The sequence below is a fragment of the Pseudoduganella plicata genome (genome assembly GCF_004421005.1).
Lineage (GTDB): Bacteria > Pseudomonadota > Gammaproteobacteria > Burkholderiales > Burkholderiaceae_D > Rugamonas > Rugamonas plicata.
In genome coordinates, this window is the sequence record NZ_CP038026.1 from 3,751,826 (window position 1) to 3,766,347 (window position 14,522).

14 protein-coding genes are annotated in these 14,522 nt (G+C 62.4%); 9 read left to right on the forward strand and 5 right to left on the reverse strand.

What is annotated here, in order from left to right; translation table 11 throughout:
* The first annotated feature begins 76 nt into the window (after positions 1-76).
* From lipB to ung, 5 genes are all read left to right on the forward strand, one after another.
* Positions 77-763: a lipoyl(octanoyl) transferase LipB gene (gene lipB / locus E1742_RS16430; RefSeq protein ID WP_134386059.1), complete on the forward strand. Its 687-nt coding sequence runs from the start codon at positions 77-79 to the stop codon at positions 761-763.
* 43 nt (positions 764-806) lie between these two features.
* The gene (gene lipA, locus E1742_RS16435) at positions 807-1,799 is read left to right on the forward strand and encodes a lipoyl synthase (protein WP_134386060.1); all 993 of its coding nucleotides are present in this window, start codon (positions 807-809) and stop codon (positions 1,797-1,799) included.
* Positions 1,800-2,995: 1,196 nt separating this feature from the next.
* Positions 2,996-4,747: a glycoside hydrolase family 16 protein gene (locus E1742_RS16440; protein ID WP_134386061.1), complete on the forward strand. Its 1,752-nt coding sequence runs from the start codon at positions 2,996-2,998 to the stop codon at positions 4,745-4,747.
* Positions 4,748-4,999: 252 nt separating this feature from the next.
* Positions 5,000-5,377 (forward strand): Imm10 family immunity protein, encoded by a 378-nt coding sequence (locus tag E1742_RS16445; protein ID WP_134386062.1) that lies wholly within the window; start codon positions 5,000-5,002, stop codon positions 5,375-5,377.
* A gap of 159 nt (positions 5,378-5,536) precedes the next feature.
* Positions 5,537-6,199 (forward strand): uracil-DNA glycosylase, encoded by a 663-nt coding sequence (gene ung, locus E1742_RS16450; protein WP_134386063.1) that lies wholly within the window; start codon positions 5,537-5,539, stop codon positions 6,197-6,199.
* A gap of 24 nt (positions 6,200-6,223) precedes the next feature.
* Here the strand turns inward: ung and E1742_RS16455 are convergent, their stop codons facing one another.
* The 4 genes from E1742_RS16455 to E1742_RS16470 all read right to left on the reverse strand — a co-directional run bounded on the left by E1742_RS16455 (position 6,224) and on the right by E1742_RS16470 (position 9,586).
* On the reverse strand, positions 6,224-6,721 hold the full coding sequence (locus E1742_RS16455; protein ID WP_229466028.1) for a nucleoside deaminase: 498 nt from the start codon (positions 6,719-6,721) through the stop codon (positions 6,224-6,226).
* Complete coding sequence (locus tag E1742_RS16460; protein WP_134386065.1) at positions 6,718-7,797, reverse strand: BMP family ABC transporter substrate-binding protein; 1,080 nt, start codon at positions 7,795-7,797, stop codon at positions 6,718-6,720. The genes E1742_RS16455 and E1742_RS16460 overlap by 4 nt, the downstream gene beginning before the upstream one ends.
* A 21-nt stretch (positions 7,798-7,818) precedes the next feature.
* A complete protein-coding gene (locus E1742_RS16465; protein ID WP_134386066.1) occupies positions 7,819-8,673 on the reverse strand; it encodes an outer envelope protein in 855 nt (284 codons plus the stop codon).
* Positions 8,674-8,887: 214 nt separating this feature from the next.
* The gene (locus E1742_RS16470; RefSeq protein WP_134386067.1) at positions 8,888-9,586 is read right to left on the reverse strand and encodes a GntR family transcriptional regulator; all 699 of its coding nucleotides are present in this window, start codon (positions 9,584-9,586) and stop codon (positions 8,888-8,890) included.
* Between the two features lie 212 nt (positions 9,587-9,798).
* Here E1742_RS16470 and E1742_RS16475 point away from each other — a divergent pair, with 212 nt between their 5' ends.
* The 4 genes from E1742_RS16475 to E1742_RS16490 are packed head-to-tail and all read left to right on the forward strand — an operon-like array spanning position 9,799 to position 13,882.
* Positions 9,799-11,409: an ABC transporter ATP-binding protein gene (locus E1742_RS16475; protein WP_134386068.1), complete on the forward strand. Its 1,611-nt coding sequence runs from the start codon at positions 9,799-9,801 to the stop codon at positions 11,407-11,409.
* Positions 11,396-12,487: an ABC transporter permease gene (locus E1742_RS16480; RefSeq protein ID WP_134386069.1), complete on the forward strand. Its 1,092-nt coding sequence runs from the start codon at positions 11,396-11,398 to the stop codon at positions 12,485-12,487. The genes E1742_RS16475 and E1742_RS16480 overlap by 14 nt, the downstream gene beginning before the upstream one ends.
* On the forward strand, positions 12,484-13,407 hold the full coding sequence (locus E1742_RS16485) for an ABC transporter permease (RefSeq protein WP_134386070.1): 924 nt from the start codon (positions 12,484-12,486) through the stop codon (positions 13,405-13,407). Before E1742_RS16480 ends, E1742_RS16485 begins: the two co-directional genes overlap by 4 nt.
* Positions 13,408-13,456: 49 nt before the next feature.
* Positions 13,457-13,882 (forward strand): PaaI family thioesterase, encoded by a 426-nt coding sequence (locus E1742_RS16490; protein ID WP_134386071.1) that lies wholly within the window; start codon positions 13,457-13,459, stop codon positions 13,880-13,882.
* Between the two features lie 113 nt (positions 13,883-13,995).
* On the opposite strand, the gene E1742_RS16495 is transcribed toward E1742_RS16490, so the two are convergent.
* Complete coding sequence (locus E1742_RS16495; RefSeq protein WP_134386072.1) at positions 13,996-14,508, reverse strand: peroxiredoxin family protein; 513 nt, start codon at positions 14,506-14,508, stop codon at positions 13,996-13,998.
* Positions 14,509-14,522 lie beyond the last annotated feature (14 nt).

Genomic DNA, 14,522 nt, shown 5'->3' on the forward strand with positions numbered 1-14,522 from the left:
CGTTACTGCCTGCTCCTTGAGCAAGGCCGGGGCGCCGCGCGTATAATGGCACGGCTCTGACCAACGCACGCTGCCCATGTCTTCACTCCGACCCGAACCGGCGGTCATTCGCCACCTCGGTCAAGCCGACTACGAACCGACCTTCGCCGCGATGCGCGCCTTTACGGACGCGCGCACGGCGGACACGCCCGACGAACTGTGGATCGTCGAGCACCCGCCCGTGTTCACGCTGGGCCTGGGCGCGGACCGCGGCCACCTGCTGGCCGGCGCGGCGTCGATTCCTGTCGTGCAGACGGACCGTGGCGGCGAGGTCACGTATCACGGCCCCGGCCAGGTGGTGATCTACCTGCTGATGGACCTGCGCCGCAACAAACCGGGCGGCAAGCTGTATGCGCGCCAGTTCGTCCAAAAAATCGAGCAGGCAATCATCAATGTGCTGGCGGCGTATAATCTGGCGGGCGAACGGGTCGAAGGCGCGCCTGGCATCTATATCGCCGAGGGCCCGAAACGCGGTGCCAAGATCGCCGCGCTGGGCCTGAAAGTGCGCGGCAACGGCTGCACCTACCACGGCGTATCGCTCAATGTGGCGATGGACCTGGCGCCGTTCACGTGGATTAATCCCTGTGGCTATGCCGGCCTGGAAACCGTCGACATGCGCGCGATGGGCGTAAACGCCCCACTGGCGGACGTGCAGCTGGCGCTGGCGAACGAACTGGCCGCCCTGCTCGACGTGGGCGCCGATGCTGTCGCCGCAGTTGTCTGAGACTCCAACCGATTTACTTGAAAAGCCTGCAAGGGCATCTGTCATGACTACCGAGACCACTTCCAGCAACGCCCCCGCTTACAACCCGAGCGAGAAGCAAAAAGGCGCCAGCAAGACCTCGCGCATTCCGATCAAGATCGTGCCGATCGAGCAGGTGGAGCGCCTGAAGAAGCCGGAGTGGATCCGCGTCAAGGCCGCGTCAGCGTCGAGCCGCTTCTACGAAATCAAGGACATCCTGCGCGAGAATAAGCTCGTCACCGTCTGCGAGGAAGCGTCGTGCCCGAACATCGGCGAATGCTTCGGCAAGGGCACGGCCACGTTCATGATCATGGGCGACAAGTGCACGCGCCGCTGCCCGTTCTGCGACGTGGGCCACGGCCGCCCGGATCCGCTGGACGTGAACGAGCCGCAGAACCTCGCCAACACGATCGCCAAGCTGCGCCTGTCGTATGTCGTCATCACCTCCGTCGACCGGGACGACCTGCGTGACGGCGGCGCCGGCCACTTCGTCGAGTGCATCACCAAGACGAAAGAGCTGTCGCCGAAGACGCAGATCGAGGTGCTGGTTCCCGACTTCCGCGGCCGCCTGGAGAAGGCGCTGAACATCTTCGCGGACGGCCTGCCGGACGTGATGAACCACAACCTGGAAACGGTGCCGCGCCTGTACAAGGAAGCGCGCCCCGGCGCCGACTACCTGCATTCGCTGAAACTCCTGAAGGACTTCAAGGCGATGTACCCGAACGTCAAGACGAAGTCGGGCCTGATGGTCGGCCTGGGCGAGACGGACGAAGAGATCCTGCAGGTCATGCGCGACATGCGCGAGCACGACATCGACATGCTGACGATCGGCCAGTACCTGGCCCCGTCGAACAGCCACCTGCCGGTGCGCCGCTACGTGCATCCGGACGTCTTCAAGATGTTCGAGGAAGAAGCGTACAAGATGGGCTTTGGCCACGCCGCCGTGGGCGCGATGGTGCGCAGCTCGTACCATGCCGATGTGCAGGCGCATAATCTGCTGGAAGCGGTGAACAGTTAGTAGTTAATGAGACAATCAGAAGTTAGTGAGGCAAATTCAAAAGCTGTGAGACCATTCTCAATTAGAACAGCCCAAAGAAGATAATCACTTACCTTCAATTCGGGCCCTGCCCCAAGACGGACATTTTTGGCACAACGATCGGTTCGGTGAACTGGCCTTCCCGAACCGATCGATCCGTCGTACCACTTCCGTTCTTCTCTACATATCGCGCGTCGAGCCAGGTTCTCTCGACAAGCCGTCCGAACTTCTCCAGGCAACCTCTACATCACTAGCAAAAAACCGAGCTTAAAGTGTGGAGACCAGAAGAGTCGACTTTTGTCGTCCTCAGTCTGGTTTGTCGTCCTCAGTCTGAAATCCTGTTCGCATCCGTTCCCGTTCAAAGCGCTTTCTTACCGGGTTGCGGGACCTCGGCGCCCCTCTCATCTCAGCAAGCCGACCTTGATACGCCAAGATCTTGCGTGCCGCGGCCGTGAACGAGCCGGCCAGGCAAGGGCCTGTTGAGCAGGTCCCGTCACCCAAGCTCGTAGCAGGGACCGCCAACGCTAAAAAACATTATTAACCGCTCTAGTGCTTGAGGATGCAATCAGCATCGCCAGCGATCACCCGACGTCGCGCCAGAGTGGGCCCAGCATTGGAGGAGAGGTGGTTCGCTTCCCCTAGTGTGTACCTGCAAAACGTGTTCATATAAAAGTAGAAACCGGGCAACTTGCCTCGGAATAATACAAAATTCCGTCAAGTTAAAGTGATTGCCAAGTAGATATTCGTAATGGTTGGCTTTTTCGATAACGAGCATTCAATCACTTTCGTACTCAAGCGCGCACTCCTACAACTGATGTGCAGCTGGAGGCGCATCCATACAAGTTTCGATGCCGTAAACCAAGACAGTAGTGGGTTTCAGGCTATCGTTTAAAAAAATTGGTTTGACAAACCCATACATATCTATCTATTCTTGCGTATGGAATCGTTTCCACAGCGGCGCTTCCATAACCGTCTGGTGCCTGCACTGAGCAGATCAGTGCCGCTACCCGTTTGGGGTAGTTGGGGTTGTCCCAGGCCACGCTATTTTCATAAGACCTATTCTGCACAGACGGGCTCACCGGCCAATTTTTCGTGAATTAACCATAAGACCGACGCGGTGCTGATAACTGGCATTGTCTCTCGGTCGCTACCGAAGCACTTCCAACCGAGGAGACAAGATGAGCAAGTATCGTATTAACGAGTCGAGTAGAGCATTCAAAACGTTGTTGCCAGGCCTGCTGTTGGCCTGTGCCGTACAAGCGAGTGCAAGCGTCACCAACCCAAGGATTGGAGCATTGATCTGGTCTGACGAATTTAATGGCACAGTGCTGGACACAAGAATCTGGACGCCCTATGACGGCAATGGGTGCCAAATCGGCTTATGTGGCTACGGAAATGCTGAGCTGGAATACTACAGCCCGAGGAATCTGACCATTACCAATGTGCCATTCGAAAGCGGTACGCGTGCACTGGCAATTCAGGCCCGTCGAGAACGCCAAGGCAGTAACGAGTTCACGTCCGGTAAAATCGATTCGTACAACAAGGTCCAGGTGAAGTACGGCATGGTGGAAATTCGCATGAGTACACCTGACCTCACTACCGGCCTGTGGCCCGCTGCCTGGATGCTTGGAACCAGTCCACAGGCATGGCCACGCAAAGGCGAAATCGACATCATGGAAATGGGGCATAAAGCCTCCGAATGGTCACAGTCCGGTGCATCGTCGGCGAACCATTTTGTTGGCGCCAACGTCATCACCTGGAACCAGGCCGCTTGTGTGCCAGGTAACGAAACGTGCGCCGCCTCGACAGCTTGGAAGACCAAGAACTGGTATGTCCCGGCCACCCCGTTGGTAAATCGCTTTGTGAAGTACCGCCTATATTGGACAGATACCGAGATGCGTTTTACGGTCGAGGACAATGGTGTCGAACACGACATGTACGATAAGCCCCTGCCAGTCAACTCCGACGCTTTAAAGGCGCCGTTCTACCTGCTGCTGAATATGGCCGTCGGCGGTAATTTCACCGACGCGGCCACGCCGAGCGATGTCACCGCGCCCTTGCCGAGCACGATGTATGTTGACTATGTGCGGGTTTACGAACTGGATGGCCAAGGCGAAGTCAAGCTAGGCAATCAGACTGTGCCCGAATTGGGCAAGTTCGGTGTCTACACGGATAACTCCGCCGTTAATGCCAAGCTGGAAGCCGGCACCACGTCTGACATCTGGGTATGGAACAACAACTCGATAGGTGGTGGCTCCCTGGGCCCATACGAGGGCAATAACGTCCTCGCTTGGAGCTATAACAAGCCAGGCGATTGGTTTGGCGCGTCGATCCAATCACGCTCGGTCCGTGACATGACTAATTTCCGTAACGGCACTGTTAAATTCCGTATCAAGATCCCTGCGAATGTTTCATTCAACATCGGTCTGGCCGATACTTACACCAACGTGAACTGGCTGAACTTCCCGGCTAACACGACCACGTTTGGGCTGGTGCGAAATGGCGACTGGGCGACGGCAACGATACCGGTGTCTACACTGGCGGGTCCCTTGGTTGCGTTGCAGTCGGTCGTCGATATGTTCATGTTCTCAAGTGACGGCAACAATATTCCGACAACAGCCTTCCAGTTTGCGATCGACGACATCGTGTGGGACTCCGGCACGGCTGCGCAGTCCGGCCCGCAGTATGTTACACAGGTCGCTCCGACCACGATCCAATTCACCTCGACCGTGGGCGAATGGACCGACCTGCACTATACCGTCAATGACGGTGATCCGATGAACGTCCGCATGCGCCTTCAAAATGGGGTCAGCACATTTGAGGCAAGCGGACTGAAGGCTGGCGACGTGGTTCGCTACAATTTTACGTACTGGGACGCCGCCGCAAATCACGCTGTCGATACCGTGCAACAAACATATACGATGCGATAAAGTGAATTCGAGGCGTACTTTCAATCAGGACACGCTTCTCAAGCCGTCTGTGGTTGGTCGCTGAAGGATTCAGCAACCGACTCAGGCGGAACAAATACGAATCACCCCAGCTTTCGTGGCGTCTGTTGGTGTAAGTCAGGGCAAGTCTTATTCGGCCGCAAGCTGTCGGTGAGCGCACATGGAGACGGTGGCCGGAGACCGCCGTTTTCACATCCGCAGGGCGCTCGTCCGCTCCCACAACAAGGATTCGATATGACCAGTTTCACCATGCACGCGGCATCGGTTGCCGCGCAGGAAGCGGACGAAAGCTATCTCGTCGGCTTTGCCGACAGCCGCACGCAACCGCAGGAATACATCATCCTGCAACGCTCTATACAGAGTGACGACGAGCCGGACACGTATTTCCTCGAGATTAACGGACAGGAGTGCTCGGGCTATGGCGGCATCCGCCGCGCCACGCTCGACAAGAACACGTTCACGCTTGAGCTGGCGGAAGACAACGGGTACGCGGACGGCCTGACCGGCGTCTCCATCACCTATGACGCGCAGGGCGTAACGCCCGACCTGAAACACTACCTGGCGCTGGTATTCCAGGGGACGGACTGCGAATTTACCACCAGCGCCGCGTAATCGATTCGGCGCCAGATATAATCGCGCGTCCGACACAGACAGCCGGGCGCGTGTCCACCGCGGTGCCAGGCACCGGTCGAGACACGAACCCAATCAGTGCTGCCTGGGCAGACGGCGGCCCCTCCGGGCCGCCTTTTTCATTCTGGAAGACCATCGCGCATGAACGTTCGCCTCGAACCCAGCTGGAAACAGCAACTGCAAGCCCAGTTCGACCAGTCCTACTGGAGTGAACTGACCGACTTCGTCCGCAACGAATACGCCGCCGGCCACTGCTGCCCGCCCGGCAAGGACATCTTTCGCGCCTTCGACCTGACGCCGTTCGACAAGGTCAAAGTCGTCATCCTTGGCCAGGATCCATACCACACGCCCGGTGCCGCGATGGGCTTCTGCTTTTCGGTCCCGGACGGCAACGCGCCGCAACCGAGCCTGCGCAATATGTTCAAGGAACTGGAAAGCGATATCGGCGTGCGCCGCACGCGCACGGACTTGTCCGACTGGGCCGAGCAGGGCGTTTTTCTGCTCAACAGCGTGCTGACGGTGCGCGCAGGCAGCGCCGGCTCCCACGCCCGCAAAGGCTGGGAGACATTTACGGACAATGCGATCGCTACGCTGTCGCGCGAGCGCGAGCATCTGGTCTTCATCCTGTGGGGCAGCTATGCGATCGCCAAGAAGGCACTGATCGACACAAACAAGCACCACGTCATCACATCGCCGCACCCGTCGCCCCTGTCGGCGCACCGGGGATTTTTTGGCAGCAGGCCGTTTTCGCAGGCGAATGCGTATCTGGTGGAGACCGGGCAGGCGCCGATTGTCTGGGCCTGACGCGGACGCGCTGGGCCCCAAGCCCTACCCCTTGCGCCAGAAGCCCTGGTGCACCGCGGCCGCTTCAGCCTCGCGCCATGGGCCGATGACCTGCGTCGGCCGCTGGCCGCTGGCGAAAACCTGCCGGCACGGCAGCGCCAGCGTCGGGTTTTCCGGGTCGCTGCCCGTCAGCGCCAGCAGACCCGCTTCCGACAATGCATACACGACCCGGCCCACGCCACTCCAGTACGTCGCACCCGCGCACATCGCGCATGGCTCGGCACTGCTGTATAACGTGGCACCGGAGAGCTGTTCCGGTCCGTATTGCGCCGACGCGAGGCGCAGCGCATTCATCTCCGCATGGGCGGTGCGGTCCTGGCTGGACGCGTTCATCGCTTCCGCGACGACGGTGCCGTCAGCCGCGACGACCAGCGCGGCAAACGGATGGTGGCCGCTGTCGCGCGAACGCTGCGCCAGCGCGATCACCGCCGTGACGAAGCGCTCGTCCTGCGCTGTCGGCTGTTCCATGGCGCCAGGGCTCATTTTGGCATCTTCCCTTCCACGCCCTGGACATACCAGTTCATCGACAACAGGTCTTTCAGCGGCAGCTCGGCACCGGCCGGCACCTTGATTGCCCCCGACTGATCCTTCAGCGGCCCCTGGAACGGTCGCATCTTGCCGCTTGCCAGCGCCGCCTTCTTTTCCTCGAAGAGCCTGGCCGCGTCGGCCGGCACGACCGGATTCAATGGCGACATCCTGACCATGCCTTCCTGCAGGCCGCCCCGTGTCTCACCCGTTTTCCAGGTGCCCGCCATCACCGCCTGCGCCGTCTTCGTATAGAAGTCGCCCCAATGGTTGGTGCTGGCCGTCAGGTGTGCCTTGGGTGCGAAGCGCTGCATGTCCGAATCCCAGCCGAACGCGTATTTACCCTTCTCCTGCGCCGCCTGCAGCGTGGCCGGCGAGTCGGTGTTCTGGGTCAGCACGTCGGCCCCCTGCGCGATCAGCGTCTCGGCCGCCTGGCGTTCCTTGGCCGGATCGTACCAGCTGTTGACCCACAGGACCTTCATCCGGATGGCCGGGTTGACGCTTTGCGCGCCGAGCGTAAATGCGTTGATGTTGCGAATGACTTCCGGGACCGGGAATGATGCCACCATGCCCAGCGTATTCGACTTCGTCATCTTGCCCGCGACGACACCGAGCAGATAGGCGCCTTCATACATGCGGCTCTCGTAGACGCCCATGTTCTTGCCCGACTTGAAACCGGTCGCATGCTGGAACACGACGTTCGGAAAGGCTTTCGCCACTTTCTCGGTCGCGTTCATATAGCCGAACGACGTCGTGAAAATCAGCTTGTTGCCGTCGGCCGCCAGCTTGCGGATGACGCGTTCCGAGTCAGCGCCTTCCGGCACGTTTTCGACGTACGTCGATTTGACCTTGCCAGCCAGGGCCTTTTCCATGGCCAGGCGGCCCTGCTCGTGGGCATAGGTCCAGCCCGCGTCCCCCACCGGCCCGATGTAGACAAAGGCGACCTTCAGCGGGTCTGCAGCGTGCACTGGAACGGCGGCGCCCAGGACGGCGGCCAGCGATGCGGCGACAGTAAGCAGTGTGCGGCGTTTCATGGTGGTCCTTTTCACGGTTGATCAGAAATGGTATTCGGCGCGCACCATCGGCGTGCGCGCGGTGGCGCCTGGCACGGTGCGTGCCGGATTGCCGAACTTGTTTTTCCAGTACTGGTATTCGATACCGGCCCTGAACGTGTTTTTTGCCGCGCCCACGGCGGCGCTCAGGTCGTACATCACCTGCATGTCGACGTTGATCTCGACGGCCGTGGGGCCGCCGAATTCGTTGCGGCCCTTGGTGCCGATGTAGTTGGCGTAGCCGTCGAACGATAGCGGCACGCCCAGCGTGAAGGGAATGCCCCAGGCGGCCGTCAGCATCGCGTGGGTGTCGTAGCGATAGCGCGCGGTGGCCGTCTGCGTGAAGCCGTTATAAGGCGCGTTCGATTCGTGCAGTGCCAGCAGGCTGACATCCAGGAAACCGGGCACGTCGAACATCAGCGTAGGGCCCAGCACCAGCATGCGCTTCTTTGAGTTGTAGCCGGCATCGGTCTTGCTGTTGATGTCGAAGCCGGCTGTCACGCCCACGCCGCGCACGGGACCGAATGCCAGGTTGGCCCCGCTGATCTTGCCCAGGTCGATCGTGTGGCGATAGACGGCGTAGGCCTCGTGCGCGCCCGTGGTCGCCCCTGCGGCCGACGGGTCGTGTTTGTCCGAAATCAGGTAGTCCACGCTGAAGAAATTCTTGCCGTACTTGTAGCCGCTGACATGGCTGAAATTGAGAACGTGCTTGACGATGTCGCTGCTGTTATAAGGCTCGGCGAATTTGCTGCCGTAGCGGTAGCTCAGCGAAGTATCGCTCCAGTCGGCGGCATGCGCGTTCCAGCTGGCGGCAAGCACCAGCAGGCCTGCGGTACGGGTGAACGTCAGGGTCTTCATGCGATGTCCTTGTTCTTGTCGATGGTGGGCTCGGTGTGATCGCATGCAATCCAAACGGTACTTGCCTGCAACCCCGACTCAACCTTTAGCAATTACCGGACCATGCTTGCCGGCACGTTCCAGTCCCGAACGCTGGACTATGGCGGCGCCGCCGTGCATCGGCCCGGTGCGCCGTGCACACAATCGGCCCACCGTTTGTATCCAATCGGAGCAACTAGCAACCCGCCAGCGCCTCGGCAAGGCTCAGCTTGCGGTCGGATGCACCCAGGTGGAGCCGCCCCTCGATCTCGATGAGGTGATGGTCGATCAGCGCCGTCGCGTGGGCCGTGTCGCCCTGTTCGATCATCGCCAGCAACCGCTCATGTTCGTCGTTGCCGCACATGGGCACGCCCGGGTTCTCGTACAGCGCGATGATCAGCGACGAACGCGACACCAGTTCCACCATGAAGCGCTGCATCACCGCGTTGCCGGCCAGCTCGGCAAGCAGCAGGTGGAATTCGCCGCCGAGCCGGATCCACGCGGCGCGGTCGCCCGAATGCCGGGCCTGCTCCTCGGCCTGAAGCGCGGCGCGGATGCGCGCGAGCGACGCCGGCGTACCATGGCGGATCACCAGCGGCACGATCTCGCGCTCCAGCGCGCGCCGGGTGGCAAAGATGTCGCGCGCCTCCTGCGGCGACGGCGACGCCACCACGGCGCCCCGGTTCGGCCGCAGCGCCACGATATGGTCATGCGCCAGCCGTTGCAGGGCCTTCCTCACCGTGGTGCGGCTGACCTGGTACAGCTCGCAGAATTCGGCTTCGCCCAGGCGGGTGCCGGGCGGCAGCCGGTGACTCATCACCGCATTGACGACGGCGCTGTAAATGCGCAGATCGGTGGCGGCACCCCGCTTGCCGACAGTTGGCTGTTTGCTCATATGTACTCCCGTACGCCGCGCGCCTGTGCGCGGCCGATGGCACCACTCAAGCAGGAATCGTGCGCACCGCTGCGCGATTCTGGTGAGTTTTGTCGACACTGTTGGTGCGTTTTGTATACAACTAGCGCCGCCGATGGCCCGACACGCGGTTCCGGTCGTGGCATGCAACTTGCTGAATCGTTTGCATGCCCACCATGCGAAGGAACCCCGGCATGACTGACCAGACATTAGATCCCGACATCGGCTCGCCACGGGCAGTCCCGCGCACCGAGCCGCGCCTGCAACTGCTTGGTATTTCCAGGGTCTACCCGTCCGTGGTGGCCAACGCGGAGGTGAACCTGACGGTCATGCCCGGCGAAATCCACGCGGTGCTGGGCGAGAATGGCGCCGGCAAGAGCACGCTGATGAAGATGATCTACGGCGTGACCCGGCCGGACGCCGGCGAGATCATGTGGGAAGGCCGCCAGGTGCACATCCCCTCCCCGGCCGCCGCGCGCCGGCTCGGCATCGGCATGGTATTCCAGCATTTCGCACTGTTCGAGACCCTGACGGTGGCAGAGAACATCGCACTGGCGCTGGACGAACACGTCCCCCCCGCCACGCTCGCGCCGCGCATCCGCGCCGTGTCCGAACAATATGGCTTGCCGCTCGACCCGGACCGGCGCGTGCACAGCATGTCCGTTGGCGAGCGCCAGCGCGTCGAGATCGTGCGCTGCCTGCTGCAGTCGCCGCGCCTGCTGATCATGGACGAACCGACGTCGGTGCTGACGCCGGACGCTGTGCAAAAGCTGTTCGCGTCGCTGCGCCAGCTGGCGGCCGAAGGCGTCAGCATCCTGTATATCAGCCACAAGCTCGATGAAATCCAGGCGCTGTGCGACAAGGCGACGATCCTGCGCGCCGGTCGCGTCGCCGGCACGGCCACACCGCGCACGCAGACTGCGCATGCGCTGGCGGCCCTGATGATCGGCGGCGATATGCCGACCTGTACGTTGACGCCGCGCGCGCCGGGCGACGTCCGTCTCGCGCTCGACAGGTTGAGCGTGACCAGTCCCGATCCCTTCGGCACGCATCTGCGCGAGATGACGCTGGACGTGCGCGCCGGGGAGATCGTGGGCCTGGCCGGCGTGTCCGGCAACGGCCAGCAGGAATTATTGAAGGCCATCTCCGGCGAAATCCCGGTGGCGGTGGCCGACAGCATCCGCCTGCTGGGACAAGGCGTAGGCCGGCTGGATGCTGCCGAACGGCGCCGCCGCGGCCTGGGCTTCGTGCCGGAAGAGCGGCTGGGGCGCGGCGCCGTGCCCGATCTGTCGCTGGCCGACAACGCGCTGCTGACGGGCTATCTGACCCCGGCCAGCGGCATGCTGCGGCGTGGCGTGATCCGGCGCGCCGCCGTGACGGCATTTGCCGCCCGCGTCATCGAGCGCTTCAAGGTCAAGGCCGGCGGCCCGCGCGCGGCCGCATCGAGCCTGTCGGGCGGCAATCTGCAGAAATTCATCGTCGGTCGCGAAATCGGCCTGGCGCCCCAGGTCATGGTGCTGGCGCAGCCCACGTGGGGCGTGGACATCGGCGCCGCGATGCTGATCCGCCAGGCCATCATCGACCTGCGCAACCGGGGCGTCGCCATTCTCGTCGTGTCGGAGGAAATCGACGAACTGTTCATGCTGTGCGACCGCATCGCCGTGCTGGCGCAGGGCCGGCTGTCACGCGCGCTGCCGGCAGCGGAGCTGACGATCGACCGGATCGGCGTCTGGATGAGCGGCGATTTCGACCACGGCGCCGCTCCGGTCGATCAACTTGAAGGAGTTGCCCATGTCCCGGCTTGAAGCCCGCCCCGAACCGTCGCGCGCAATGATGCTCGCATCGCCGCTGCTGGCCGCGCTGGCGATGCTGGCGACCGGCTCCCTGCTGTTCCTGTTCCTCGGCCAGGAACCGCTGCATGCCTTTTACGTCTACTTCATCAAGCCGGCGACGACGGCATATGGCGTCGGCGAGCTGCTGCTCAAGGCGACCCCATTGATCCTGTGCGGCATCGGACTGGCGGTCGGCTTTCGGGCCGATGTGCACAATATCGGCGCCGATGGCCAGCTGACGTTGGGCGCAATCTCGGCCGGTTGCGTGGCGCTGTATTTCGACGGCGTCGACGCACCTTGGCTGCTGCCGCTGATGATCGTCACGGGGGCCCTCGGCGGCATGGCATGGGCAGCTATCCCGGCGCTGCTGCGCACGCGCTTCAACACGAGCGAGATCCTCGTCAGCCTGATGCTGGTGTATATCGCCTACCTGTTGCTGTCCTACCTCGTGCATGGGCCGCTGCGCGATCCGGCCGGCTACAACTTCCCGCAATCGAAGATGTTCGGCGCGGCGGCGACGTTGCCTTTGCTGGTGGAAGGGCTGCGGGTCAATGCCGCCTTTCCGCTGTCGCTGCTGTTCGTGCTGGCGGCGTGGTTCTTCTGTCGTCACACCTTTGCCGGCTATCGCATGCGCGTGAGCGGCATGGCGCCAGCGGCGGCGCTGTACGCGGGCTTCTCGGCACCGCGTAACGTTTGGCTGGCGTTCCTGGTCAGCGGCGCGCTGGCCGGTATCGCGGGGGTCGGCGAAGTCGCCGGACCGCTGGGGCAGTTGCAGCCGTCGGTATCGCCCGGCTACGGCTTTGCCGCGATCATCGTTGCATATGTCGGGCGCTTGCATCCTGTCGGCGTGCTGCTGGCATCGTTGCTGATGTCGCTGCTGTATATCGGCGGCGAATCGGCACAGATCGAGCTGCAACTGCCGTCGGCGATCACGGGCCTGTTCCAGGGCCTGCTGCTGTTTTACCTGCTCGCGGCCGACCTGTTCATCCATTACCGTTTCAAGCCACGTGTGCGCACGATCGTACCGCCCCTTTCGGAGACCCCAGCATGAACGCCGACTACCTGATCTCCTTCCTGGCCAGTACCGCCGGCGCCGCGACACCGCTGGTGCTGGCCTCCACCGGCGAACTCGTTGCCGAACGCTCTGGAGTGCTGAACCTGGGGCTCGAAGGCATCATGCTGGTGGGCGCCGTGGCCGGATTCTCGGTCGCGCTGCATGCCGGCTCGCTGACCCTCGGGCTGCTGGCGGCCCTGCTGGCCGGCATGGCGCTGGCGCTGGTGTTTGCTTTTCTGGTACTGACGTTGCAGACCAACCAGGTTGCCACGGGCCTGGCGCTGACGCTGTTCGGCATCGGCCTGTCGGCCTTTCTCGGCCGCGACCTGGTCGGCCAGACGGTGACGCCGCTGCCGCACCTGGCGTTCCCCGTGCTGTCGAATCTGCCGTTCATCGGCCCGCTGCTGTTCCGCTTCGACGCCGTCGTGTATGGCTCGCTGCTGCTGGTCGCGGCGGTGGGCTGGGTGCTGGCGAAAAGCCGGGTGGGACTGCAGATCCGCGCCATCGGCGAAGCGCCCGCCAGTGCCCATGCGATCGGCATGCCGGTCGTGAAGCTGCGCTATGCCAGCGTGTTGTTCGGCGGCGCGCTGGCGGGACTGGGCGGCGCCTACCTGTCGCTGGCACTGACGCCGATGTGGGTGGAAGGAATGACAGCGGGCCGCGGCTGGATCGCGCTGGCGCAGGTGGTATTCGCCACGTGGAAGCCGCGTGGCGTCATCGTCGGCGCCTACCTGTTCGGCGGTGTTACGGTGCTGCAGTTCCATGGCCAGGGGCTGGGCCTGGCCGTGCCGGCCGAGTTCCTGTCGATGCTGCCGTACCTGGCAACAATCATCGTCCTCGTCATCATCTGCCGCAATCCGCAGACGATCCTGCTGAACAAACCGATGTCGCTGGGCCAGAATTTCAGGGCCGACTAGCGCTGCCGTCATGGTTTATCATGCAATTCCCAAGCAAGGAACAAGAACCATGGACGACAACAAATTCAACCTCGACTACTTCAACAATTTCGCCAACGGCACCTTGCCGGACCATCTGGGCATCCGCATCACGGCGGCCGGTCAAGGCGAGCTGTCGGCGGAGCTGGACATCGCCAGGCACCATCTCGCACCGAACGGCTATCTGCATGCCGGCACCGTCGTGACCCTGGCCGATACGGCCTGTGGCTATGCGTGCTATTCGAACCTGCCCGAAGGCGCCAACAACTTCACGACGATCGAGCTGAAGTCGAACCACCTGGGCACGGCGCGCGACGGTTCCATCGCCGTCACGGCAAAGGCGGTGCACATGGGGAAAACGACGCAGGTGTGGGATGCGACCGTGACGAACAAGGCAAACGGCAAGACGATCGCGCTGTTCCGCTGCACGCAGATGGTGTTGTACCCATCGAAGTAAGCCATGCTGTACGCGGCGCTGGCAATCATCGTGGCGGGCATCATGGCCGCGCTGTCGCCGTTGGCGCGCGAGTGGTATCGCGCGCGCCAACGCAAGGAAGAGGAAAAAGAGCGCTAGCCCTGCAGCGCCTTCTCCAGCAATTTGTGCAACGCCGGGAACTCCGGCTTGCCGACATACCGTTTCAGGATCTTGCCGTCCTTGTCGATGACGAAGGTGGTCGGCGTCATCGTCACGTCGCCGTAGGCCTTGGCCGCTTCGCCCGTCACGTCCAGCGCGACTTTGAAGGGCAGCTGGCGCGTTTCCGTGAAGTTGACGACGTAGCTGGGCGGGTCGTACTTCATCGCCACGGCGACGAACTCCAGGCCTTGCCCCTTGTATTTGTTATACGTGTCGACCATTTCCGGCATTTCGGCCACGCAGGTGGTGCACGACGTGGCCCAGAAATTGACCATGACGACCTTGCCGCGCAGGTCCTCCGGCGTGATGCGTTCGCCCTTCAGGCCGACAAACGTCACCGGCGGCGCGGCGGGCGCGCTGCCCAGCGAATAGTAGGCACCGAAACCGGCGGCAGCGATAACGGCGGCCGCGAGTGCCGGTTTCAGCCAGGGTTTCGACGTCGTCGTCATGGTCGGCTCACCGG

Bases quoted from the DNA above. Each gene is read 5' to 3' on its own strand.
- E1742_RS16485 (WP_134386070.1), top strand. From the start codon at position 12,484: ATGAACGCCGACTACCTGATCTCCTTCCTGGCCAGTACCGCCGGCGCC.
- E1742_RS16465 (WP_134386066.1), bottom strand. From the start codon at position 8,673: ATGAAGACCCTGACGTTCACCCGTACCGCAGGCCTGCTGGTGCTTGCC.
- ung (WP_134386063.1), top strand. From the start codon at position 5,537: ATGAACGTTCGCCTCGAACCCAGCTGGAAACAGCAACTGCAAGCCCAG.
- lipA (WP_134386060.1), top strand. From the start codon at position 807: ATGACTACCGAGACCACTTCCAGCAACGCCCCCGCTTACAACCCGAGC.
- E1742_RS16480 (WP_134386069.1), top strand. From the start codon at position 11,396: ATGTCCCGGCTTGAAGCCCGCCCCGAACCGTCGCGCGCAATGATGCTC.
- lipB (WP_134386059.1), top strand. From the start codon at position 77: ATGTCTTCACTCCGACCCGAACCGGCGGTCATTCGCCACCTCGGTCAA.
- E1742_RS16475 (WP_134386068.1), top strand. From the start codon at position 9,799: ATGACTGACCAGACATTAGATCCCGACATCGGCTCGCCACGGGCAGTC.
- E1742_RS16460 (WP_134386065.1), bottom strand. From the start codon at position 7,797: ATGAAACGCCGCACACTGCTTACTGTCGCCGCATCGCTGGCCGCCGTC.
- E1742_RS16490 (WP_134386071.1), top strand. From the start codon at position 13,457: ATGGACGACAACAAATTCAACCTCGACTACTTCAACAATTTCGCCAAC.
- E1742_RS16440 (WP_134386061.1), top strand. From the start codon at position 2,996: ATGAGCAAGTATCGTATTAACGAGTCGAGTAGAGCATTCAAAACGTTG.
- E1742_RS16445 (WP_134386062.1), top strand. From the start codon at position 5,000: ATGACCAGTTTCACCATGCACGCGGCATCGGTTGCCGCGCAGGAAGCG.
- E1742_RS16495 (WP_134386072.1), bottom strand. From the start codon at position 14,508: ATGACGACGACGTCGAAACCCTGGCTGAAACCGGCACTCGCGGCCGCC.
- E1742_RS16455 (WP_229466028.1), bottom strand. From the start codon at position 6,721: ATGAGCCCTGGCGCCATGGAACAGCCGACAGCGCAGGACGAGCGCTTC.
- E1742_RS16470 (WP_134386067.1), bottom strand. From the start codon at position 9,586: ATGAGCAAACAGCCAACTGTCGGCAAGCGGGGTGCCGCCACCGATCTG.